Consider the following 21,470-nt stretch of genomic DNA (forward strand, 5'->3'; position numbering starts at 1 on the left):
CGGTGGTCAGGCGGGGACGACGAGTGCAACGGCGGTCGCCGCCACGCCCTCGCCACGGCCGGTGAAGCCGAGCCCGTCGGTCGTGGTGGCGGCGACGGAGACGGGTGCGCCGCCCAGCGCCGCCGAGAGCACGGCCTCGGCCTCCTCCCGGCGACCGCGGAACCGTGGCCGCACGGTCTGCACCTGCACCGACACGTTGCCGACCGCCCACCCGGCCTCCGACAGGAGCGCGCGCGTCCGGGCGAGGAACGCGTCGGCGTGCGCACCGGCGTACTCCGGGCGGTCGGTGCCGAAGTGGGTGCCGATGTCGCCGAGCCCGGCCGCCGACAGCAGTGCGTCGACGATGGCGTGCGCGACCGCATCCCCGTCCGAGTGCCCGGACAGCGCGGGCTCCCCCGGCCATTCGAGCCCGGCCAGCCACAGCGCCCCTTCGCCCCCGAAGGCGTGCACGTCGGTGCCGACGCCGACCCGCGGCAGTCCGGCGGGGGTGCCGGGATGCGGGGACACGCGGACTGCGGGTTCGGGGGTCACGAGGCTCCTCGCGCGGTCGAGGTCGTCGGGGGTGGTGATCTTGAACGCGAGCGCCGCCCCCTCGACGGCCGCGACGCGGTGGCCCGCATCGGCGACGAGCGCCGCGTCGTCGGTGAAGTCCGCCGTGGCTGCGGCATACGCCGTCTCGAGCACGTCGCGCCGGAAGCCCTGCGGCGTCTGCGCGGCGGCGAGTTCCGACCGGTCGACCGGACCGATCACCGCGGCCCCGTCGACGCGCTTCAGCGTGTCGACGACCGGGAGCACCGGGATGACGCCGGGGATGCCGTCGTCGACGGCCTCGACGACGCGCTCGAACACGGCGGGCGGGGTGAGCGCGCGGGCGGCATCGTGCACGAGCACGACCTCGACGCTCGGCAGGAGCGCCGCGAGCCCGGCCGCGACCGATCGCTGGCGGGTGTCGCCGCCGACGACCACACGGGTCAGTTCGCTGCGGTCGCCTGCCACGGCCCGTAGATCGGTGAGGGCCTCACCCTCGTACCCCGCGGGCGCCACGACGACGACCTGGGCGTACGGGCCGTCGAAGACGTTCCGCAGGGCGTGCCGCAGCACGGTGTGTCCGTCGATGCCGACGAACGCCTTCGGCGCCCCGGCGTTCAGCCGCGTGCCGGAACCGGCCGCGACGACGATGACCCCGACGCGGGGCGGGGGTGCGACGTCCACGAGGGCCGTCTCAGCTGGCGAGGACCTCTTCGAGGAGGACGCTGGCCTTCTCCTCGTCGGTCTTCTCGGCGAGGGCGAGCTCCGAGATGAGGATCTGCTTGGCCTTCGCCAGCATCCGCTTCTCACCCGCGGACAGGCCGCGGTCCTGGTCGCGGCGCCACAGGTCGCGGACGACCTCGCTCACCTTGATGACATCGCCCGAGGCGAGCTTCTCGAGGTTCGCCTTGTACCGGCGGGACCAGTTGGTGGGCTCCTCCGTGAACGGTGCGCGCAGCACCTCGAAGACGCGCTCCAGGCCGTCCTTGCCGATGACGTCGCGGACGCCGACCAGGTCGACGTTCTCTGCCGGGACCTCGATGATCAGATCGCCTTGGGTGACGTTGAGCTTCAAGTACTTCTTGGTCTCGCCCTTGATGACGCGTTCCTTGACCTCGATGATGGTCGCCGCCCCGTGGTGCGGGTAGACAACCGTTTCGCCAACCTCAAAAAGCATGGAGTTATGTCCTTTCGGCAGCTACTAGGATACCACAGGCGTTCTGCGCTAAGGTATGCGCCCCCACCGCCGCGGCCGTCGGCATCCCGCGCGCGAACCCCATAGAATGCTGGGAGAACCCGTCAGCCCTCTGGGAGGTACCGTGAAATCGCGTCTCATCGCGTCCCTGGCCGTGGGCGCCGCCGTCGTCCTCGGGACGACCGGCTGCGGCCTGATCGCCCCCCAGAGCACGACCGTGCAGTATCAGCCGTCCGACGGCATGAACGTGCCCGACTCCTCGGGCCCGCTGCTCGTGCGCAACGCGCTCATCGTCTCGGACGACGAGGGCGTCGACGGCAACTTCATCGCCGCGGTCGTCAACGCGACCGACGATGACCACACGCTGAACCTCGAGATCGGAGAGGGCTCGGACGCGGTCAAGAAGACGATCCGCGTCAGCGCCGGCACCACCAAGAGCCTGGGCGTCGAGGACATCGACGGTGTCGAGAACCTCGAGGGCGCGGAGCCGCTGCTCATCGAGGGCCTGAACGTGAAGCCGGGCGCGACCGTCTCGGTCTACTTCCAGTCCGGCGACGGCGAGGGCGCGAGCGTCCCGATCCAGGTCGTGGACGGCACGCTGGAGCACCTCGGCGAACTGGTCCCCTGACCCGACCGACTTCGAAGGAGGGCGGCATCCGAACGGGTGCCGCCCTCCTTCGTGTGCGGGCTCAGTCCTCGAAGCGGTACCCCAGGCCGCGCACCGTGACGAGCATCTCGGGTTCCTTCGGGGTGCGTTCGATCCGGGACCGGATGCGTTTGATGTGCACGTCGAGCGTCTTCGTGTCGCCGAAGTAGTCGGCGCCCCACACCCGGTCGATGAGCTGGCCGCGGGTGAGCACCCGCCCGGCGTTGCGCATGAGGAACTCCAGCAGCTCGAACTCCTTCAGCGGCATCGCGATCTCCCGCCCGTCGACCGCGACGGTGTGCCGGTCGACGTCGAGCGCCACCCTGCCCCCGCGCAGCACCCGTTCCTCGGGCTCGCCGCCGGCCTGCTCGGAACGGCGGAGCACCGCCCGCATCCGGGCGAGCAGCTGCCTGGTCGAATACGGCTTCGTCACGTAGTCGTCGGCGCCGAGTTCCAGGCCCACGACGATGTCGACCTCGCTGTCCTTGGCGGTGAGCATGATGATCGGCACGGACGACTCGGCGCGCAGGCGCCGGCAGACCTCCGTGCCGGGAAGCCCCGGCAGCATGAGGTCGAGCAGCACGATGTCCGCGCCGTGGGCGTGGAAGGCGGTGAGGGCGGCCGAGCCGTCCTCGACGGTCTCGACCTCGAACCCCTCCCGGCGCAGGAGGTACGCCAGCGGGTCGGCGATGTCGGGTTCGTCCTCGACTATCAGGACGCGGGTCATGCGGTGGCTCCGGTCTCTCGCGGCTCGGCCGGGGTGGGGTCGGGTCGGGGGTCCTGCGCGGAGGCGGCGGGCCCAGGCGGTGCGGCGGGCCCAGGCGGTGCGACGGGCTCGGCGGGCGCGACGGGCCCGGCTGCCACGCGCGCGGCCTTCTTCGCCTTCTTCTTGTCCTTTTTCGGCTTCGACCGCCGCTCGGCGTCGGCGCCGGGCGGCGGGTCGGTGAGCGGCAGGCTGATCGTGAACGTGGAGCCGTGGCCGGGGCGCGACCACACCCGCACCTCTCCCCCGTGCCGCTGCACCGCGTGCTTCACGATCGACAGGCCGAGGCCGGTGCCGCCGGTGCGGCGCGACCGGGCCTGGTCGGCCCGGTAGAAGCGTTCGAAGATCCGCGCCTGTTCCGCCTCCGGGATGCCCACGCCGTGGTCGGTGACGGCGATCTCGACGCGCTCGTGCACCTTCTTCACCCCGACCCCCACCTGCGCGCCCGCCGGCGAGTAGGCGATGGCGTTCGCGACGAGGTTCCCCACCGCGTCGGCGAGGACCGCCGGCTCACCGAGCACGTGCAGTCCGCGTTTGCCGCCGCGGACGAGCGTCACGTCGGCGCCTGCGGCGATCGTGCCGTGCGCGTCGAGCACCTCGGCCAGCACGGCGTCGACGGCCACCACCCGCATCCGGGACGCACCGTCGGACGACTGCAGCCGGGAGAGGTCCATGACGCGCTCGGTGAGTTCGGCGAGCCGCGTGGCCTCCGCACTCATGCGGGCGGCGAACACCCGCACCTGCGCGGGGTCGTCGGCGGCGGACTCGATCGCCTCGGCGAGCAGCGAGATCGCACCGACCGGGGTCTTCAGCTCGTGGCTGGTGTTGGCGACGAAGTCCCGCCGCATCCGCTCCACCCGCTCACGCTCGGTGATGTCGCGGAGCACCACGAGGGTGAGCCGGGGGGAGATCGTCGCCGCCCGCGCGGCCACCTGGCGCTGCTCGGACGGCACGTCCACGCGCCGGAGGGTGAGCAGCTCACCGGCCGACCCCGCGTCGCGGGCAGCTCGGACGAGCGCCCGCACGTGCTCGTCCGTGACGACGTCGCCCTCCCGCATCCCGAATCCGGATGCGGCCGCGGAAGCGGCACGCACGGTGCCCGACTGGTCGACCACGGCGGCGGCGTCGTCCATGGCCTGCAGCACGTCGTGCACACCGTCCGGCGTCGTGGACGCGGCCTGCGCCCGCATCCGCCGCCGCGCCTGCACGGACACGACGACGAGCGCGGCGACGCCACCACCGATGACGACGCCGACGAAGAGTTCGAGCAGCGCGAGCTGCATCGCGTCCATGGGCATCAGCGTAGGGTGCCCGCCTGGGTGCGACCGGCCGGAACCGGGGCCGCGGACTACTATTCACCAACGCGGCACCGTTCGTTCACCTTCGCCCGGGACACTCGGTTCCGGCCCGTGTGCCGTGCCGTCGACCCGGAGGTCCGTGTTCCATGCGTGAGGTGTTCCAGCAGTCCCTGGACGAGGTGCGCGTGCGCCTGGTCGAGATCGCCGAGCTCGTCGAGGAGGCCATGTCGAAGGCGACGCGCGCCTTCGGGTCGAGCGACGTGGGCCTGGCCGAGGAGGTCATCGAGAACGACTCGGTGATCGACGACAAGGCGATCGAGCTGGACGAGCTGGCCATCGACATCCTGGCCCGCCAGCAGCCCGTCGCGAGCGACCTGCGCACCGTGGTCTCGGCGCTGCGGATCAGCGCGTCGCTGGAGCGCATGGGCGACATCGCCGAGCACATCGCGCAGCTCACCCGCATGCGCTTCCCCGACCGGGCGATCCCGAAGGGGCTGAAGGGCACGTTCACGAAGATGGGCGAGATCGACGTCGCCCTTGCCGGCAAGCTCGCCGAACTGCTGCGCACGCGCGACCTGGAGCTCGCCGAACAGATCCGCAACGAGGACGACAAGCTCGACGAGCTGCACTTCAGCGTGTTCGAGAAGGTGCTCAGCGACTCCTGGCAGGGCGAGGCGTCGGCCACCGTCGACGCGACGCTCGCCAGCCGCTACCACGAGCGCTTCGGCGACCACGCGGTCTCGGTGGCGAAGAAGATCGTCTACCTCGCGACCGGCGACTGGGCCGGCGCCGACGACTGACCCCGTCGCCGTTCACTCGGGGACGCGAAGAGGGGCGGATGCCGCAGCATCCGCCCCTCTCGTGCGTCAGGGTTACTTCTTGCCCTGCGAGGCGACCGCGGCGGCGCCGGCGGCGGCGGCCTCGGGGTCGAGGTACTCGCCCGGGCCGAGGGGCTTGTTGTCCTCGTCGAGGCGGTAGACGAGCGGAATGCCGGTGGGGATGTTCAGCTCGGCGATGTCGTCGTCGCTGATGCCCTCGAGGTGCTTCACCAGGCCGCGCAGCGAGTTGCCGTGGGCGGTGACGAGCACGGTCCTGCCGGCCTGCAGGTCGGGGACGATCTCGGCGTCCCAGTAGGGCAGCAGCCGGTCGATGACGAGCTTCAGCGACTCGGTGCGCGGCACCTCGCCGTCGATCCCGGCGTACCGGGGGTCGTTCACCTGGCTGAACTCGGAGTCGTCGGCGAGGTCCGGCGGCGGCACGTCGAACGAGCGACGCCACAGCATGAACTGCTCCTGGCCGTACTGCTCGAGCGTCTCGGCCTTGTCCTTGCCCTGCAGGGCGCCGTAGTGGCGCTCGTTGAGGCGCCACGAGCGCTTCACCGGGATCCACAGGCGGTCAGCGGCGTCCAGCGCGATGTTGGAGGTCTGGATCGCGCGGGACAGCAGCGAGGTGTGCACGACGTCGGGCAGGATGCCCGTCTCGGCCATGAGCTCGCCGCCGCGGGCGGCCTCGGCCTTGCCCTGCTCGGTCAGGCGCACGTCGACCCATCCGGTGAAGAGGTTGAGCTCGTTCCACTGGCTCTGGCCGTGGCGCAACAGGATGAGGGTACGTGGCGAAGTCATGGCCCGATTCTATCGAGGCGGGCGTTCAGGTCGTGTTTGGCATCATTGCCTGGTGCCCGCCTCCCTCGCCCCCATCGGACGTGCCACGCGGGGCACCACGGGGACGAACCGGCTGCGTCGCGTCGACCGCTGGATCGCGCGGCATCCGGTGCTGCGCACCGCGGCCGCGGAGCCGCTCGTGGTCGACCTCGGCTTCGGCGCCAGCGGGGTGACCGCCTTCGAACTCGAGGAGCGACTGCACCGTGCCCGCGCCGACGTGCAGGTGCTCGGGCTCGAGATCGACCCGGCGCGGGTGGCGACCGCCCGGGCGCAGCTCGCCGACGTCCGCGACGGCGCCGCGCGCTTCCGCCCCGACGCCCGGGTCACGTTCGCGACCGGCGGCTTCGAGGTGCCGGCACCGCGTCGACCCCGCGTCATCCGCGCGATGAACGTGCTGCGCCAGTACGACGAGGCCGACGTCCCGGACGCGTGGGCGCGGATGGCGTCCCGCCTGGAGCCGGGCGGGATGCTGGTGGAGGGCACCTGCAACGAGGTCGGGCGGGTGTCGACGTGGGTCGCGGTCAACGCGCAGGCGGTGCCGGAGACGTTCACGGTCGCCCTGCGGCTCGCGGAGCTCGAGGCTCCGTCGATCGCGGCGGAGCGGCTCCCGAAGGCGCTCATCCACCGGAACGTGCCGGGCGAACGGGTGCACGACTTCCTGCGCGCGCTCGACCGCGAGTGGGAGCGCGCGGCGCCGCTGTCGGCGTTCGGTCCGGTGCAGCGGTGGCGCGCGGCGATGCAGGCGATGGCGGATGCGGGATGGCCGCTCCTCGACCGTGCACGCTGGCGGCTCGGCGAGGTCACCGTGCCGTGGTCGGCGGTCGCCCCGGCCTGACCGGCGGCGCCCGGCGGGTCAGCTGCGGCGGGACAGCCGAGTGAGGCGCGGGACGGATGCGGTCGCCCCGGCATCCGGTGCGACGATGACCTGCGCGGTCGCGGCGATCTCCCCCGCCGCGGTCTCGACCCGGTACTCGCCGTCGACGGATGCGGTGCGCTTGATGAGCGCGAGGGCGATCGGGCCGTCCTCGTAATGCCGCGCGACGGAGGTCACCGCACCGACGGCCGTGCCGTCGACCGTGACCGCGTCGCCGCGCTCGGGGAGCACCGCGTCGCTGCCGTCGAGCTGCAGCGCGACCACGCGCCGGGGCGGGTGGCCGAGGTTGTGCACCTTCGCGACGGTCTCCTGCCCGCGGTAGCAGCCCTTGTCCAGGTGCACCGCGGTGCGCAGCCAGTCCACCTCGTGCGGGAGCAGGCGCTCGTCGGCCTCGGCCGACCAGCGCGGCCGCCAGGCGGCGATCCGCAGTGCGTCGGCGGCGAGCGTCCCGGCGAGCTGGCGTTCCCCACGGGTGGCGGCCTCGACGAGGGCGCGTGCGTCCTCCGTGCGGACGAGCACCTCGTTCCAGCGGCGCTCGGCACCGGGATGCGGCGTGGCCGCCGTGTAGGTGGTGCCGCCGACCGAGATCTCGGGCCACGGGTCGCGCCAGACGAGCGGCACCCCGGCCGGGTCGGCCGCGGTGACGGTGTCGAGCGCGTCGTCGGCGACGCCGACCACGACGAGGTCGTCGGCGGCGTGCGGGTCGACGCGCAGGCGGAACCGCATCCGCTGCAACCAGGTGAGCAGGGCGTCGGCGTCGCCGCGGTCGACGACGAGCCAGGTGGTCTCGCCGTCGTCGAGGACGGCCGCCGCGTGCTCGACGCGGCCCTGCGGGTCGAGTACGAGCAGCTCGGTCGAGACACCGGGGTCGAGCTGCTTGAGCGCCTGCGACGAGACGGAGTCGAGCCAGGTGCGCCGGTCTTCACCGGTGACGGCGAGCACGGCCCGGTCGAGCAGGAGGGCGACGGCCTTGCCGGTCGCGAGCGCGCGCTGCTCGGTGAAGGGGTTGCCGACGTGGAGCAGGACGCCGGCGTCGTCGGTCACGGCGCCCGGCAGTCCCTGCAGCAGCTCGGTCATCACTGCACCTTCGCGAGGCGGGCCGATGCGTGCGACCCGAGTTCCTGCCCGAGCGCAGCGATGTCCCACGCCCAGAGCAGGTGTCCGTCGACGAGCCCGTACAGGCGGGTGGCGGCGGCGTACGGCTTGCCCCCGGGCGGACGGACGACCGCGTCGGTCGCGATGTCGATGCGGGGCCCTCGGACCTGGCCGAGGTATAGCTCGCTGAGTCCGTCGGCGTGCACGATCGCGGCCTGCACCTCGAAGCCGTTCTCGGCGGTGCGGAGGGCCTCGACGTCGTCGGCCGTGCGCGGTGCCGCCTGGGCGGATGCGGGCAGCAGCCCGGGACCCGGGTCGGTGTCGGCCGCGGGTCGCGCGAGCCGCCAGAACCCGACCTCGGAGACGAGGGTCTTCGGGGTGTCGCCGTCCAGCAGCTTCGCCGTGGCGGAGTAGTTCAGTGCACCGCCGCCGTCGTCGCTGAAGCTGACGCGGTGCGAGAACTCACCGGTGAACCGGTGACCGTCGGCGGCCTCGTAGTCGATGACGCCGGTGCCCTCCCAGACCCCGATGAGCCAGGAGAGCGGGACGAGGTCGGCGGGCAGATCGGTCGGAAGCTCGATCACGGCCCGGCCCGTCAGCGCTGGCCGCGGTAGAGGTTCTTGAGCACGACGCCCGAGATGAAGACGATGGCCAGCGAGGCGAGCCCAAGCAGACCCACGAAGAAGAGTTCGAGCGCGAGGAGGTCCATGCGCACCATGTTATCCCTGCGCGCGACACACCCGGTGCACGGCCGTCATCCGGAGTCGGATGCGGGCGGGTCAGACGATGCGCAGGAGCGTGGTGAGCGCGGCGACCGCGGTGATGACGCCGAGGATGAGGAACGACCCGACGACGGTGAGCGCCATGCGCTGGATGAACCGCTGCGGCCGGCCGTAGGCGAGCTGCACCACGAACCCGTCCACGAGCGAGGCACCGAGCACGACCGTGACCCACGGGATCTGCCATTGCGCGGGGACGAACAGCACGATGGCCAACCCCGCGAGCGCGGTGCCGATCCAGACGCCGACGATGCCGCCGATCGGCCGGCGGGGCACCAGTTCAGGAGCGCTCATGCGCCCATTCTCGCGCACGCGGCGGCCACCGTCGGCATCGCCGCGAAACGTGCGCGCGGCGCACTCCCACCGTGACCGTATGATGAACCCCGTTACGGTGAACCGCCGGGAGGACCCATTTGGCACAGCTACTCGTCTTGAGTTCGGCACCTGCCGGGGCCGCGGCGCTGCCGTCCCTCGAGCTGCTGAGCCACCGCGTCCGCCAGATCCCGGCTGAGGCCGCGCAGCTGGTGAACGCCCCGAACGCAGACGTGGTGTTCGTCGACGCGCGCCAGGACCTCGTCGGCGCCAAGTCGCTGTGCAAGATCCTCACCACCACGGGCCTCGACGCCCCGCTCATCCTCGTCGTCACCGAGGGGGGCCTGACCGCGGTCTCCCCCGACTGGGGCGTGGACGACGTGATCCTCACCTCCGCCGGTCCTGCCGAGGTCGACGCCCGCATCCGTCTGGCTGTCGGCCGGGTCTCGAAGGAGCAGGTGTCCACCCGCATCCAGACCTCCGGCATCACGATCGACGAATCCTCCTACTCCGCGAAGGTGCACGGTCGCCCGCTCGACCTCACCTACAAGGAGTTCCAGCTCCTGCACTTCTTCGCCACCCACCCGTCGCGGGTGTTCACCCGTGAGCAGCTGCTCAGCGAGGTGTGGGGCTACGACTACTTCGGCGGCACCCGCACGGTCGACGTGCACGTGCGGCGCCTGCGCGCGAAGCTCGGTGACCTTGAGCAGCTCATCGGCACGGTGCGCAACGTCGGCTACCGCTTCAACGTGTACGAGGACGACCAGGTGCCGCCCGCCAAGGAGCGCGCGGAGTCCTGATCGCGCGCAACCCGTCACCCGTTCGGCACGTGCTGCTGCAATGATGAGGTGATGATCGAACAGGACGTGCTCGACGCCGGACTCGGCGACGCGGACGACGACGACTTCGACGCCACCGAGACGCCGGACGCGGAGCTCCCCGAGGGGCGCTACCTCGACCGTGAGCTGAGTTGGCTGGCGTTCAACCAGCGGGTGCTCGAACTCGCGGAGGACCCGGCGATGCCGGTGCTGGAGCGCGCGAACTTCCTGGCCATCTTCGGCAGCAACCTCGACGAGTTCTTCATGGTGCGCGTCGCCGGGCTCAAGCGCCGCATCATCACCGGTCTCGCGGTGCCGAGCAACGTGGGCCGGGCGCCGGCCGACGTGCTCACCGACATCTCGGATGCGGCCCACGAGCTGCAGCTGCGGCATGCCGAGGTGTGGCAGCGACAGGTGAAGCCCGCCCTCGCCGAGGCGGGCGTCGAGGTGCTGTCGTGGACCGACCTGGACGAGCAGGACCGCGAGAAGCTGTACGAGTACTTCCAGACGCAGGTGTTCCCGGTGCTCATGCCGCTCGCGGTCGACCCGGCGCACCCGTTCCCCTACATCTCCGGCCTCTCGCTCAACCTCGCGATCCGCATCCGCAACGCCCGCACCGGCCGGCAGGAGTTCGCGCGCCTGAAGGTGCCGCCGATGCTCCCCCGCTTCGTGCAGGTGTCGCGCAGCGGCGACGGGGTCCGCTACATCGCGCTCGAGGACCTCATCGCGAACAACCTCGACGACCTCTTCCCGGGCATGGAGATCCTCGACCACCACGCGTTCCGCCTCACGCGCAACGAGGACATGGTGATCGAGGAGGACGAGACCGAGAACCTCATCCAGGCGCTGGAGGCCGAGCTCATGCGCCGCCGGTTCGGTCCCCCCATCCGGCTCGAGATCACCGACGACATGGACGAGCTCACGCTCGACCTGCTCCTGAAGGAGCTCGACATCACCGAGCAGGAGGTCTACCGCCTCCCCGGCCCGCTGGACCTGCGCGGCCTGTTCGACCTGTCGCGCCTCGACCGGCCCGACCTGAAGTACCCGCCGCACGTGCCCACCACGGCGCTGGCGTTCCAGCCGGGCGACAACAACGAGCGCGCCGACGTGTTCGCGTCCATCCGCAAGGGCGACGTGCTCGTGCACCACCCCTACGAGTCGTTCGCGACCAGCGTCCAGGCGTTCCTGGAGCAGGCGGCGAAGGACCCGCACGTGCTCGCCATCAAGCAGACGCTGTACCGCACCTCCGGCGACAGCCCGATCGTGCAGGCGCTCATCGACGCCGCCGAGGCGGGCAAGCAGGTGCTGGCGCTCGTCGAGGTGAAGGCGCGGTTCGACGAGGCGAACAACATCGTCTGGGCCCGCAAGCTCGAGAAGGCGGGCGTGCACGTCGTGTACGGCCTGGTCGGGCTGAAGACCCACTGCAAGCTCGCGCTGGTCATCCGCCAGGAGGGCGGCGTGCTGCGCAGCTACTCGCACGTCGGCACCGGCAACTACAACCCCAAGACGAGCCGCATCTACGAGGACTTCGGCCTGTTCACCGCCGACCCGGTGGTCGGCCGCGACCTCACCCGCCTGTTCAACGAACTGTCCGGGTACGCGATCGAGAAGAAGTTCAAGCGCCTGCTCGTCGCGCCGCTCCACCTCCGTAAGGGGCTGGTCCGGCTCATCGACAAGGAGCGCCGGAACGCGCTCGCGGGCAAGCCCGCCCGCATCCGGATCAAGGTCAACTCGATGGTCGACGAGCAGATCATCGACGCGCTGTACCGGGCGAGCCAGGCCGGCGTGCCGGTGGACGTGTGGGTGCGCGGCATCTGCAGCCTCATGCCCGGGGTGCCCGGGATGAGCGAGAACATCACGGTGCGCTCGATCCTCGGCCGATACCTCGAGCACTCGCGCATCTTCGCATTCGCGAACGGCGGCGACCCGATCGTCTACATCGGCAGCGCCGACATGATGCACCGCAACCTCGACCGCCGGGTCGAGGCGCTCGTGCGCATCGCCGACCCGGCGCAGATCGCGGAGCTGAACGACCTGTTCGACTTCGCGATGCGCGACGACACCAGTTCGTGGTGGCTCGGCCCCGACGGGGTGTGGACCCGCCACGCGCAGGATGCGGACGGCAACCGCCTCGTCGACATCCAGGACGCGACGATGCTGCAGGTGCAGCGGCGCCGTCGGCCGCGGGCGGTGCGATGAGCTCGACGGCCGTCTACGCCGCGGGCGGTGTCGTCTGGCGCGTGGTCGAGGGGAAGCTGCGCATCCTCCTCATCCACCGCACCCGGTACCGCGACGTCACGCTCCCCAAGGGCAAGGTCGACCCGGGCGAGACGCTCGTGGAGACCGCCGTGCGCGAGATCTTCGAGGAGACCGGCATCCGCGTGCACCTCGGCCTGCCGGTCGGGGTCTCCCGCTACACCCTCCCCAAGGGCCGTGAGAAGGTCGTGCACTACTGGGCCGCCGAGGCCACGGATGAGGCCGTGCGCACCTCCGCGTTCGTGCCGAACAAGGAGATCGCCGCGCTCGAGTGGGTCACGCCGAAGAAGGCGCTGAAGCACCTCAGCTACCCGGTCGACGTGGAGATCGTGGAAAGCTTCCTCGCGTTCGCCGACGACGGGGTGCTCGAGACGTTCCCGATCATCGCGCTCCGGCACGCGAAGGCCGTCGCCCGCGACCAGTGGGACGGCTCCGACGCGTCGCGCCCGCTCACCGACCGCGGTGCCAAACAGGCGAAGTCGATCGTCGGGCCGCTGCGCGCCTACGGCGTCCGGCGCATCGTCTCGAGCGACGCCGTGCGGTGCGTGTCGACCGTGAAGCCCCTCGCGAAGGCGCTGAAGCGCAGCATCCGCGAGACCGAGCTCCTCAGCCAGGACGCCTGGGAGGACGGCCGCTCCGACGTGCGCACGGTCGTCGGCAAGCGGGTACGGGCGCGGAAGCCCGCGGTCCTGTGCAGCCACGGACCGGTGCTCCCCGACATCCTCAGCGAGCTCGCCCTCGCCACCGGCACCCTGAAGGGGTCGTACCTCGGCAGCGCGTCGAGCCTCGACGTCGCCGGGTTCTCCGTGGTGCACCTGTCGCGCACGAACCCCGGCTCCGGGATCGCCGCGATCGAGACGATGCTCCCCCAGGTCTAGGGTCACTGCGCTGCGGCTGCCGCAGGCGGTGGCTGCCGCAGGCGGTTGCTGCCGCATCCGATACCAGATCAGGTGTTTCGGCGAGGCCGAGCCCACCGGATCAGGTGATTCGGCGAGAACAGGACGTTTGCGGGCCCGAACCGCCTGTGTTCGCCGAATCACCTGTTTCGGCGCGAGCGCGAGGGTGCGGGCGGCGGGCGAGCGCGGGCGCGAGGGTGGCGGGTGGCGGGCGCGAGCGCGACGGCACGCAAGCGCGCGGGCGCGCGGTGCGGGTGAGGCGCTGGAGCAGGCGCAGGCGCAGGTCGGATGCTGTTCACCCGCTGTTCACCGGCGCACACCATGCTGGTCAGCACACGTGGTTAGCGTCATCGCGGGTTCCGACCCGGACCCGCACCCTGACCTGTGAAGGACTCGCACACTGTGAAGATCTCTCGCCTCGCCCGCGCGGGCGCACTCGCGGCCGTCGCCGCCCTCGCCCTCGCCGGCTGCGCCGCGAACGAGAGCGGCGCCGACAACGCCGGCTCGACCGCCGCGGCCCTCTCCGGCACGCTGAACGGCTCCGGCGCCACCTCGCAGCAGGTGGCGGTGCAGTCGTGGTCCCAGCTCATCCAGCAGGCCAACAGCGGCGTGACCGTGAACTACGACCCGCAGGGCTCCGGCACCGGTCGCGAGTCGTTCCAGTCCGGCGCCGTGCAGTTCGCCGGTTCCGACCGGGCGTTCAAGCTGGAGGAGATCGAGGCCGGCCCGTTCGACGCCTGCGCCCCCGACTCCGAGATCGTGGAGCTGCCGGCGTACGTCTCGCCAATCGCGATCATCTTCAACCTCGAGGGTGTCGACGAGCTGAACCTCGACGCGACCACCCTCGCCGGGATCTTCGCCGGCACGATCACCAGCTGGGACGACCCCGCGATCGCCGCGACGAACCAGGGCGTCGACCTGCCGGCCGTCGCGATCACGCCGGTGCACCGCTCCGACAAGTCCGGCACGACCGGCAACTTCACCGACTACCTCGCCGCGAACGCCGAGGACGCGTGGACGTACGGCTCGGTCGAGGAGTGGCCGATCGACGGCGGCGAGGCCGCGCAGGGCACCTCGGGCGTCGTCAACGCGGTCAAGGGCGGCAACGGCACCATCGGCTACGCCGACTCCTCGCAGGCCGGGTCGCTGTCGTCGGTGGCGGTCAAGGTCGGCGACGCGTTCGTCACCCACTCGGCCGAGGGCGCAGCGATCGCCGTCGACGCCTCCCCCTTCGAGGAGGGCCGCGCCGACACCGACCTCGCCATCGCGATCGACCGCACCACCACCGAGGCGGGCGCCTACCCGGTCGTGCTCATCAGCTACCTCATCGGCTGCGTGCAGTACGAGGACGCCGCGACCGCCGAGCTGGTGAAGGCGTTCTTCTCCACCGCGGTGAGCGTCGAGGGGCAGGATGCTGCCGCATCCAACGCCGGCAGCGCACCCATCTCGGACTCGCTCCGCGAGAAGGTGACCGCAGCAGTCGACGCCATCAAGTGACCCGCGGGCGGTCCCGGGGACGCACCCCGGGACCGCCTCCCCGACCCGAACGAGGAACCCGACCCGCATGACATCGACCACCGCCCCCGCGCCGGTGCGGCCCCGCGCCGCCCGCCGAGCGGGCGACATCTGGTTCTCCGGCACCGCGCTGTTCGCGGGGTCGATGATCCTCGTCACCCTCGCGGCGGTGGCGATCTTCCTCATCGTCCAGTCACTGCCGGCGCTCGGCGCCGACAGCACCACCGCGAGCCTGCTGAAGACCGACTTCTGGGCCTACGTCTGGCCGCTGCTGTTCGGCACGGTGTGGGCGGCGTTCCTCGCGCTCCTGATGGCGGTGCCGCTCTCGCTCGGGGTGGCCCTCTTCATCACCCATTACGCGCCGCGCCGGCTCGCGCAGGGGCTCGGCTACGTCGTCGACCTGCTCGCCGCCGTGCCCTCGGTCGTGTTCGGTCTCTGGGGCATCCTCGTCCTGGCCCCGGCCGTGCAGCCCGCGTACGCCTGGCTCACCGACAACGTCGGCTGGTTCCCGCTGTTCTCCGGCCCCGTCTCCGCTACCGGTCGCACGATCTTCACCGCCGCGATCGTCCTCGCGGTCATGGTCGTGCCCATCATCACCGCGATCTGCCGCGAGGTGTTCCTGCAGACCCCGCGCCTGCACGAGGAGGCGGCACTCGCCCTCGGAGCGACCCGTTGGGAGATGATCCGCATGGCCGTGCTGCCGTTCGGCCGCTCCGGCATCGTCTCGGGCGCCATGCTCGGTCTCGGCCGTGCACTCGGCGAGACGATGGCGGTCGCCATGGTGCTCTCCACCACCGGCGTCGTGACCCTCGACCTGCTCACCTCGTCGAACCCGTCGACGATCGCCGCGAACATCGCGTTGACGTTCCCCGAGGCGTACGGCACGAACATCAACGTGCTCATCGCGACCGGGCTGATCCTCTTCGTCGTCACCTTCGCCGTCAACGCCGTCGCCCGCTGGATCGTCAGCCGGCGCAAGGAATTCTCGGGGGCGAACTGATGACCCTGACCACCGCACCCCGCGTCGTCACCGCGCCCGCCACCCGCGGGATCACGAACGGACGCCTCCCGAAGTGGGCGCCGTGGGCGCTGCTCGCAGCATCCGTCGTCGTGTTCCTCCCGGTCTATGCCGTACTCGCCGCCGTCAGCGGCGACGGGTTCAACGCGGCCGGCTGGCTCGTCACCGCAGCGCTCGTCTACCTCGCGCTCGTCTTCACCGTCTCGGCGATCGTCGAAGGGCGCCGGAAGGCGGTCGACCGGCTCGTCACGGGCGTCGTCACCTCGGCGTTCCTCATCGCGATGGTGCCGCTCGTCTCGGTCGCGTGGACCGTGATCCAGTACGGCGTCGTGCGCTTCGACGCGATGTTCTTCTCGAACTCGATGCGCAACGTCGTCGGCGAGGGCGGCGGCGTCGTGCACGCGATCTGGGGCACGGTGCTGGTGACCCTCGCCGCGGCGGTCATCTCCATCCCGATCGGCCTGCTCACCGCGATCTACCTCGTCGAGTACGGCCGCGGCAAGCTCGCGCGTGCGATCACGTTCCTCGTCGACGTGATGACCGGCATCCCGTCGATCGTCGCGGGCCTGTTCGCCTACGCGCTGTTTGCCCTCTTCTTCGGCGCGGGCGTGCGGCTCGGGTTCATGGGGTCGATCGCGCTGGCCGTGCTCATGATCCCGGTGGTCGTCCGCTCGAGCGAGGAGATGCTGCGCCTCGTGCCGAACGAGCTGCGCGAGGCGTCCTTCGCGCTCGGGGTGCCGAAGTGGCTCACGATCGTGAAGGTCGTGCTGCCCACTGCGATCGCGGGCATCACGACCGGTGTCATGCTCTCGATCTCGCGCGTCATCGGCGAGACCGCGCCGCTGCTCATCACCGCCGGCTTCACCGACTCGCTGAACCTGAACCTCTTCGAAGGCCGGATGCAGACCCTCCCCGTCTTCGTCTACTCGCAGTACGCGAACCAGGGCATCCCGCCCGAGGCGTACTGGGACCGCGCCTGGGCCGCGGCGCTCACCCTCATCCTCATCGTCATGCTGCTGAACCTCATCGCCCGGCTCATCGCGAAGCTGTTCGCGCCCAAGACCGGCCGCTGACCCACCCGGAAGAACACACGTGTCCAAGAGCATCGAAGTCAACGACCTCAACGTCTACTACGGCGACTTCCTCGCCGTCGAGGGCGTCTCCCTCGAGATCCAGCCGCGCAGCGTCACCGCGTTCATCGGCCCGTCCGGATGCGGCAAGTCCACGTTCCTGCGCACCCTCAACCGCATGCACGAGGTCATCCCCGGCGCGCGTGTCGAGGGCGAGGTGCTGCTCGACGGCGACGACCTGTACGGCCCGTCGGTGGACCCGGTGCTGGTGCGACGGCAGATCGGCATGGTGTTCCAGCGTCCGAACCCGTTCCCCACCATGTCGATCCGCGAGAACGTGCTGGCCGGGGTGAAGCTCAACAACCGCCGCATCTCGCGCTCGGACGCCGACGATCTCGTCGAGCGGTCGCTGCGCGGCGCGAACCTGTGGAACGAGGTGAAGGACCGCCTCGACAAGCCCGGGTCGGGCCTGTCCGGCGGTCAGCAGCAGCGTCTGTGCATCGCACGTGCGATCGCCGTCTCGCCCGACGTGCTCCTCATGGACGAGCCCTGCTCGGCCCTCGACCCGATCTCGACGTATGCGATCGAGGAGCTCATCGACGACCTGAAGACCGAGTACACGATCGTCATCGTCACCCACAACATGCAGCAGGCGTCGCGGGTGTCCGACAAGACCGCGTTCTTCAACATCGCCGGCACCGGCAAGCCCGGCAAGCTCATCGAGTACGACGACACCTCCACGATCTTCACCACCCCGTCCGTGAAGGCCACCGAGGACTACGTCTCCGGCCGCTTCGGGTAGGGGGCGGGGGGGTCCGCCTCGGGCGTTTGCTCGTTTCCGCGAGCACAACTGCGGAGATCATCACCGACACGCCGCGCCCACCGCATCCGGAACCGGCATGTCGCCCACCGACTCCGCAGTTGTGCACGCCGCATTCGGTCCGGAACACGGATGCCGCCACCACCGGCCGCACCCCGGCGCGCCGCGACCGACGCCTCCGTCCGCGAGCACAACTGCGGAGATCGTCGCCGACACGCCGTGCCCACCGCATCCGGAACCGGCGTGTCGCCCACCGACTCCGCAGTTGTGCACGCCGCATCCGGCCCGGAACACGGATGCCGCCACCACCGGCCGCACCCGGGCACACCGCGACCGCCCTCTCCGCCCGCGAGCACAACTGCGGAGATCATCACCGACACGCCGTGCCCACCGCATCCGGAACCGGCGTGTCGCCCACCGACTCCGCAGTTGTGCACGCGGCATCCGGTCCTCCCCAGGGGCGGGGAACGGATGCGGCGTCCACCGGCCGCGACCGGAGCTCCGGGCCGGGACGACCGCGGGCGAGGCTGCGGAGGTGTGCACCGCAGCCGACAGCATCGTCACGTACACCGGACTCCGCGCGTCGGGGATGACGCGGAGGCAGCTCTCGCAGCACCTCGAGATGGGTCTGATCCGGCGCCTCTATCGCGGCACGTACGCGTGGGTCACCGCGTGCGACCCGGTGGTCGAGGCAGCAGCGCACGGCGGAACGCTCGCGTGCGTCAGCGCCGCGCGGCACCTCGGCATCTGGGTCCTCGACGAGGAGCCGGTGCTGCACGTGCGGGTCCGCGGCGACGGGCACTTCCGGCATCCGGTCGCGGAACCGGGATGCCGCTGCATCCCCCACTGGGACGACCTCGACGGCGCCTTCGGTTTACCGTCTGTGCCGGTCGTGCTGCGGCAGATCCTCGCCTGCCTCGGCCTGGAACAGTTCTTCGTCGCCCTCGAGTCCGCACGCCGACAGGGGCTCCTCAGCCAGCGCGGGATGCTGTGGCTCCGCACCCACACGAGCGCCGCAGCCCGCGACGCCATCGCGTTCTCACGGTCCGACGCCGACAGCGGCCTCGAGTCGCTGCTGCGGTGGCGGCTGCGCCGGCACGGGTTGCGGGTGCGCACACAGCTGGTCATGGCATCCGTCGGCCGCGTCGACCTGCTGATCGGTGACCGGCTGCTCGTCGAGACCGACGGCCGTGAGAATCACGACGGCCTGACGCTCCGCCACAAGGACCTCGCCCGTGACGCGAACGCCGCAGCCTGGGGCTACGTCACCCTGCGGTTCGACTACGCGCTCGTCGTCCACGACTGGGACCTCGTCGAACGCGCGATCCTCGGCCAGGTCGCCGCCGGGCACCACCTCGTCCCGCAGCGGTGACCCCGCCGCATCCGCCGCCCAAGACGGCCCGCCCCGCGTGCACAACTGCGGAGATGACACCCGACACGCCGCCCACCCCGGCCCGCACCCCGGCGTGTCGCCCACGAACTCCGCAGTTGTGCACGCACTGTCACCGACGGCCAGGTCGCCGCCGGGCACCACCTCATCCCGCAGCGGTGACCCCGCCGCATCCGCCGCCCAAGACGGCCGCCGCGCGAGCACAACTGCGGAGATCACACCCGACTTGCCGCCCACGGCGGCCCTCGCTCCGGCGTGTCGCGCACGAACTCCGCAGTTGTGCATGCGAAGCACCGAAACCCAACCGCCAGTCGCCCCCAGGGTTGCGCTGCGCGCCCGGACCTGCCCACCTACCATCGAAGGACCCCCGGAAGGAGCCACGCATGCCGCTGGACCCGTTCTTCGCCGAGCGCCTGCGGGTGCACCGCCGGTATCTCCTGGGGCAGTGGCTGAAGTCCCTCCGCACCCGCCTCACCGACCTGCGCGACCGGACGACGAAGCGCGACGCGCCCGCACCGAAGCCCGACGCGAAACCGCAGTCCCCGAGCACCAGGGCGCGCGCCAAGCACCGCCGTGCGGCGCTGAAGTGGGACCGCACCGAGCTCGAGACGGTCGGCACCCCCGGACCCGACGTGCACGTCGAGGAGCACACGGTCGAGGTGCCCGGTCGTCCCGCCGTGACGCTGCGCATCTACTACCCCACCGCGCGGGGCGGCCGTCCCGACGCTCCCGTCCCGGTGTGGCTGTCGTTCTTCGGCGGCGCGTTCCGCATCGGCGGCATCGACTACCCGACGACGGATGCGGCCAACCGCCGCCGTGCCGCCGACGCCGGCGTCGCGATCGCCGCCGTGGCGTACTCGCTCGCCCCGGAGCACCGGTTCCCGACGCAGATCGAGCAGGCCGAGGCGGCGCTGCGGTGGCTGCACGCGAACCCCGCCGACCTGGGGCTCGACCCCGACCGCATCGGCGTCATGGGCACCTCCGCCGGCGGGTCGATCGCCGCCGCCCTCACGCTCGTCAACCGCGACCGCATCGGCCTCCCGATCCGGATGCAGCTGCTCGAGGTGCCGGTCGTCGACCTCACCGGCCGGCACATCGACCTGCGCGCGACGTGGGCGCTCGGCATCCCGAGCGTCATCGCGCTGCGCGAACTGCGCTCGGTCGCGCGCACCTACCTGCCGCAGCGCTCCGACGCGTACGACCCCCGTGCGTCGCCGATCCGGGCGGAGTCGCATGCGGGGCTGCCGGAGGCGGTGATCCTCACCGCGGAGTACGACCCGCTGCGCGGCAACGGCGCGGCCTATGCCGCGAGGCTCCGCGCGGCCGGGGTCGAGGCGACGTGCGTGCGGTACCTCGGCGTCACGCACGACGTGCCGATCTTCACCGGCGCGCTCCCCGCGTCACGGCACTGGCACCGCGACGTGGTCGCCACGCTCGCGCGGCTCCGCGAGCTGCCGGTCGATCAGTCGCGGGGCGAGAGCAGGTAGCGGTTCACGGATGCGGTGAACTCGGCGTCGTAGGGCAGCGGGGCGCCGTCGACCTCGGTGATGCCCGCCGCGAGCCGCACGCTCGAGAGCAGCCATGCGGCGTCGGCCTCCCGCAGCGCGGCGACCGGCAGCGAGTCGTACCCGGTCTCGTACCCGTGCTCGGCGAGCCAGGCGAACAGGCTCAGCTGGGTCGTGCCGTGGAGGATGCCGGCGCCGGGCTCGGGCGTGACGAAGCGGTCGCCGATGCGGAGCACGAGCGATGAGGTGGGGCCCTCGAGCAGCATCCCGTCGCTCGAGACGAACACGGCGTCGTCGGCGCCGCGGCGTCGCGCCTCGCGGATCGCGGCCATGTTCGTCGCGTACGAGAGCGTCTTCGCACCGAGCAGCAGCCACGGCGCCCGGGCGGGGGCGCCGGCGTCGTAGCCGCGGTCGAGCGTGACGACGCGGATGCCGTGCTCGCGGACCGCGCTGTTGTCGGCCGCGGTCGCGACCGTGACCCATGCGGTGGGGGTGGGGCCGTGCTCGACGCCGCGGCTGAGGATGAGTTTGATGACGCACTCCCCCGGCGGGCACTCGGCCGCCGCGGCGGTCACGGCCTGCCGCCACTGGGCGAGGTTCGGCGCCGGCAGTTCGCACAGACGTGCCGAGTGCGCGAGCCGCTCCAGGTGTGCCTCGACCTCCTGCGCGTGCCCGTCGACGACGCCGATCGACTCGAAGACGCCGTCGCCGCGCTGCGTGCTGAACTCGCCGACGCTGAGCGCGGGCGCTTCCGGGTCGATCGCGGTGAACGTGTCGGTGTAGTCCGCGCGCGCGTCGTCGGATGCGGCGGGGATGAGCAGGAGCGCGTGACGCCAGGCCATGGTCAGAGCCTAGAGGGAATGTGGACGACGGGAATCCCCGCCGCTGACCCTCCGTTACACTTGAACGGCCGGGCCGCAGTAACCCCGGGCTCCAACTTCTGCCGCTGCGAGCGGCCTCGCGCCGAGAGGCGTTTCTGCGGCCCGGTTCTTCTTTGCCCGGTCGGCCTTCGGCCTGTGACGGCGCGTCCC

At 71.5% G+C, this 21,470-nt stretch carries 21 protein-coding genes; 12 read left to right on the forward strand and 9 right to left on the reverse strand.

Annotated features, from left to right (window positions below; all coding sequences use genetic code 11):
- Positions 1 to 6: 6 nt before the first annotated feature.
- Together ispD and ACWAUO_RS00660 are read right to left on the reverse strand one after the other, a co-directional pair.
- Positions 7 to 1,212: a 2-C-methyl-D-erythritol 4-phosphate cytidylyltransferase gene (gene ispD / locus ACWAUO_RS00655; RefSeq protein WP_460772217.1), complete on the reverse strand. Its 1,206-nt coding sequence runs from the start codon at positions 1,210 to 1,212 to the stop codon at positions 7 to 9.
- Positions 1,213 to 1,222: 10 nt separating this feature from the next.
- Entirely contained in the window at positions 1,223 to 1,705 is a 483-nt protein-coding gene (locus ACWAUO_RS00660) for a CarD family transcriptional regulator (RefSeq protein WP_460772219.1), read from the reverse strand.
- 142 nt (positions 1,706 to 1,847) lie between these two features.
- Between ACWAUO_RS00660 and ACWAUO_RS00665 the strand changes: the two genes are divergently transcribed.
- Positions 1,848 to 2,351, forward strand: a complete 504-nt coding sequence (locus tag ACWAUO_RS00665; protein ID WP_460772221.1) for a DNA modification methylase — start codon at positions 1,848 to 1,850, stop codon at positions 2,349 to 2,351.
- A 61-nt stretch (positions 2,352 to 2,412) separates the two neighbouring features.
- Here ACWAUO_RS00665 and ACWAUO_RS00670 read toward each other — a convergent pair whose 3' ends face one another.
- Positions 2,413 to 3,096 (reverse strand): response regulator, encoded by a 684-nt coding sequence (locus tag ACWAUO_RS00670; RefSeq protein WP_460772222.1) that lies wholly within the window; start codon positions 3,094 to 3,096, stop codon positions 2,413 to 2,415.
- Complete coding sequence (locus ACWAUO_RS00675) at positions 3,093 to 4,424, reverse strand: sensor histidine kinase (RefSeq protein ID WP_460772224.1); 1,332 nt, start codon at positions 4,422 to 4,424, stop codon at positions 3,093 to 3,095. The genes ACWAUO_RS00670 and ACWAUO_RS00675 overlap by 4 nt, the downstream gene beginning before the upstream one ends.
- Before the next feature lie 152 nt (positions 4,425 to 4,576).
- Here ACWAUO_RS00675 and phoU point away from each other — a divergent pair, with 152 nt between their 5' ends.
- Positions 4,577 to 5,230 (forward strand): phosphate signaling complex protein PhoU, encoded by a 654-nt coding sequence (gene phoU, locus ACWAUO_RS00680; protein ID WP_460772225.1) that lies wholly within the window; start codon positions 4,577 to 4,579, stop codon positions 5,228 to 5,230.
- 72 nt (positions 5,231 to 5,302) lie between these two features.
- On the opposite strand, the gene ACWAUO_RS00685 is transcribed toward phoU, so the two are convergent.
- Positions 5,303 to 6,052 (reverse strand): phosphoglyceromutase, encoded by a 750-nt coding sequence (locus tag ACWAUO_RS00685; RefSeq protein WP_460772227.1) that lies wholly within the window; start codon positions 6,050 to 6,052, stop codon positions 5,303 to 5,305.
- Between the two features lie 52 nt (positions 6,053 to 6,104).
- Here ACWAUO_RS00685 and ACWAUO_RS00690 point away from each other — a divergent pair, with 52 nt between their 5' ends.
- A complete protein-coding gene (locus ACWAUO_RS00690) occupies positions 6,105 to 6,926 on the forward strand; it encodes a methyltransferase domain-containing protein (RefSeq protein WP_460772228.1) in 822 nt (273 codons plus the stop codon).
- 18 nt (positions 6,927 to 6,944) lie between these two features.
- On the opposite strand, the gene ygfZ is transcribed toward ACWAUO_RS00690, so the two are convergent.
- The 3 genes from ygfZ to ACWAUO_RS00705 form a co-directional block, all read right to left on the reverse strand.
- Entirely contained in the window at positions 6,945 to 8,042 is a 1,098-nt protein-coding gene (ygfZ, locus tag ACWAUO_RS00695) for a CAF17-like 4Fe-4S cluster assembly/insertion protein YgfZ (RefSeq protein ID WP_460772230.1), read from the reverse strand.
- Entirely contained in the window at positions 8,042 to 8,644 is a 603-nt protein-coding gene (locus ACWAUO_RS00700) for a nitrobindin family protein (RefSeq protein WP_460772232.1), read from the reverse strand. The genes ygfZ and ACWAUO_RS00700 overlap by 1 nt, the downstream gene beginning before the upstream one ends.
- A gap of 195 nt (positions 8,645 to 8,839) precedes the next feature.
- Positions 8,840 to 9,133 carry a hypothetical protein gene (locus ACWAUO_RS00705; RefSeq protein ID WP_460772234.1) on the reverse strand — a complete coding sequence of 98 codons (294 nt, stop codon included), beginning with the start codon at positions 9,131 to 9,133 and terminating at the stop codon, positions 8,840 to 8,842.
- A 119-nt stretch (positions 9,134 to 9,252) separates the two neighbouring features.
- Between ACWAUO_RS00705 and ACWAUO_RS00710 the strand changes: the two genes are divergently transcribed.
- The 9 genes from ACWAUO_RS00710 to ACWAUO_RS00750 all read left to right on the forward strand — a co-directional run bounded on the left by ACWAUO_RS00710 (position 9,253) and on the right by ACWAUO_RS00750 (position 20,421).
- Positions 9,253 to 9,951, forward strand: coding sequence for a winged helix-turn-helix domain-containing protein (locus ACWAUO_RS00710; protein ID WP_460772235.1), 699 nt, complete (start codon positions 9,253 to 9,255; stop codon positions 9,949 to 9,951).
- A gap of 51 nt (positions 9,952 to 10,002) precedes the next feature.
- The gene (locus ACWAUO_RS00715; protein ID WP_460772237.1) at positions 10,003 to 12,168 is read left to right on the forward strand and encodes an RNA degradosome polyphosphate kinase; all 2,166 of its coding nucleotides are present in this window, start codon (positions 10,003 to 10,005) and stop codon (positions 12,166 to 12,168) included.
- Positions 12,165 to 13,103 carry an NUDIX hydrolase gene (locus tag ACWAUO_RS00720; protein ID WP_460772238.1) on the forward strand — a complete coding sequence of 313 codons (939 nt, stop codon included), beginning with the start codon at positions 12,165 to 12,167 and terminating at the stop codon, positions 13,101 to 13,103. The genes ACWAUO_RS00715 and ACWAUO_RS00720 overlap by 4 nt, the downstream gene beginning before the upstream one ends.
- Before the next feature lie 420 nt (positions 13,104 to 13,523).
- Positions 13,524 to 14,618, forward strand: a complete 1,095-nt coding sequence (gene pstS, locus ACWAUO_RS00725; RefSeq protein ID WP_460772240.1) for a phosphate ABC transporter substrate-binding protein PstS — start codon at positions 13,524 to 13,526, stop codon at positions 14,616 to 14,618.
- Between the two features lie 67 nt (positions 14,619 to 14,685).
- The gene (gene pstC, locus ACWAUO_RS00730; RefSeq protein ID WP_460772241.1) at positions 14,686 to 15,636 is read left to right on the forward strand and encodes a phosphate ABC transporter permease subunit PstC; all 951 of its coding nucleotides are present in this window, start codon (positions 14,686 to 14,688) and stop codon (positions 15,634 to 15,636) included.
- Positions 15,636 to 16,727: a phosphate ABC transporter permease PstA gene (gene pstA / locus ACWAUO_RS00735; RefSeq protein ID WP_460772243.1), complete on the forward strand. Its 1,092-nt coding sequence runs from the start codon at positions 15,636 to 15,638 to the stop codon at positions 16,725 to 16,727. The genes pstC and pstA overlap by 1 nt, the downstream gene beginning before the upstream one ends.
- A gap of 19 nt (positions 16,728 to 16,746) precedes the next feature.
- The gene (pstB, locus tag ACWAUO_RS00740) at positions 16,747 to 17,526 is read left to right on the forward strand and encodes a phosphate ABC transporter ATP-binding protein PstB (RefSeq protein ID WP_460772245.1); all 780 of its coding nucleotides are present in this window, start codon (positions 16,747 to 16,749) and stop codon (positions 17,524 to 17,526) included.
- A 553-nt stretch (positions 17,527 to 18,079) separates the two neighbouring features.
- A complete protein-coding gene (locus ACWAUO_RS00745; RefSeq protein WP_460772247.1) occupies positions 18,080 to 18,916 on the forward strand; it encodes a DUF559 domain-containing protein in 837 nt (278 codons plus the stop codon).
- A 401-nt stretch (positions 18,917 to 19,317) separates the two neighbouring features.
- Complete coding sequence (locus ACWAUO_RS00750) at positions 19,318 to 20,421, forward strand: alpha/beta hydrolase (RefSeq protein WP_460772248.1); 1,104 nt, start codon at positions 19,318 to 19,320, stop codon at positions 20,419 to 20,421.
- Here ACWAUO_RS00750 and ACWAUO_RS00755 read toward each other — a convergent pair.
- Entirely contained in the window at positions 20,397 to 21,281 is an 885-nt protein-coding gene (locus ACWAUO_RS00755; RefSeq protein WP_460772250.1) for an aminodeoxychorismate lyase, read from the reverse strand. The two genes, ACWAUO_RS00750 and ACWAUO_RS00755, sit on opposite strands and share 25 nt — an antisense overlap.
- Positions 21,282 to 21,470: the final 189 nt, after the last annotated feature.

It is taken from the genome of Microbacterium sp. GXF7504 (genome assembly GCF_054798235.1).

Coding starts and splice junctions, on each gene's coding strand:
- phoU (WP_460772225.1), top strand. CDS start 4,577: ATGCGTGAGGTGTTCCAGCAGTCCCTGGACGAGGTGCGCGTGCGCCTG.
- ACWAUO_RS00675 (WP_460772224.1), bottom strand. CDS start 4,424: ATGGACGCGATGCAGCTCGCGCTGCTCGAACTCTTCGTCGGCGTCGTC.
- ACWAUO_RS00750 (WP_460772248.1), top strand. CDS start 19,318: ATGCCGCTGGACCCGTTCTTCGCCGAGCGCCTGCGGGTGCACCGCCGG.
- ACWAUO_RS00705 (WP_460772234.1), bottom strand. CDS start 9,133: ATGAGCGCTCCTGAACTGGTGCCCCGCCGGCCGATCGGCGGCATCGTC.
- ACWAUO_RS00755 (WP_460772250.1), bottom strand. CDS start 21,281: ATGGCCTGGCGTCACGCGCTCCTGCTCATCCCCGCCGCATCCGACGAC.
- pstC (WP_460772241.1), top strand. CDS start 14,686: ATGACATCGACCACCGCCCCCGCGCCGGTGCGGCCCCGCGCCGCCCGC.
- ACWAUO_RS00660 (WP_460772219.1), bottom strand. CDS start 1,705: ATGCTTTTTGAGGTTGGCGAAACGGTTGTCTACCCGCACCACGGGGCG.
- ACWAUO_RS00720 (WP_460772238.1), top strand. CDS start 12,165: ATGAGCTCGACGGCCGTCTACGCCGCGGGCGGTGTCGTCTGGCGCGTG.
- ACWAUO_RS00715 (WP_460772237.1), top strand. CDS start 10,003: ATGATCGAACAGGACGTGCTCGACGCCGGACTCGGCGACGCGGACGAC.
- ygfZ (WP_460772230.1), bottom strand. CDS start 8,042: ATGACCGAGCTGCTGCAGGGACTGCCGGGCGCCGTGACCGACGACGCC.
- ACWAUO_RS00670 (WP_460772222.1), bottom strand. CDS start 3,096: ATGACCCGCGTCCTGATAGTCGAGGACGAACCCGACATCGCCGACCCG.
- ACWAUO_RS00685 (WP_460772227.1), bottom strand. CDS start 6,052: ATGACTTCGCCACGTACCCTCATCCTGTTGCGCCACGGCCAGAGCCAG.
- pstA (WP_460772243.1), top strand. CDS start 15,636: ATGACCCTGACCACCGCACCCCGCGTCGTCACCGCGCCCGCCACCCGC.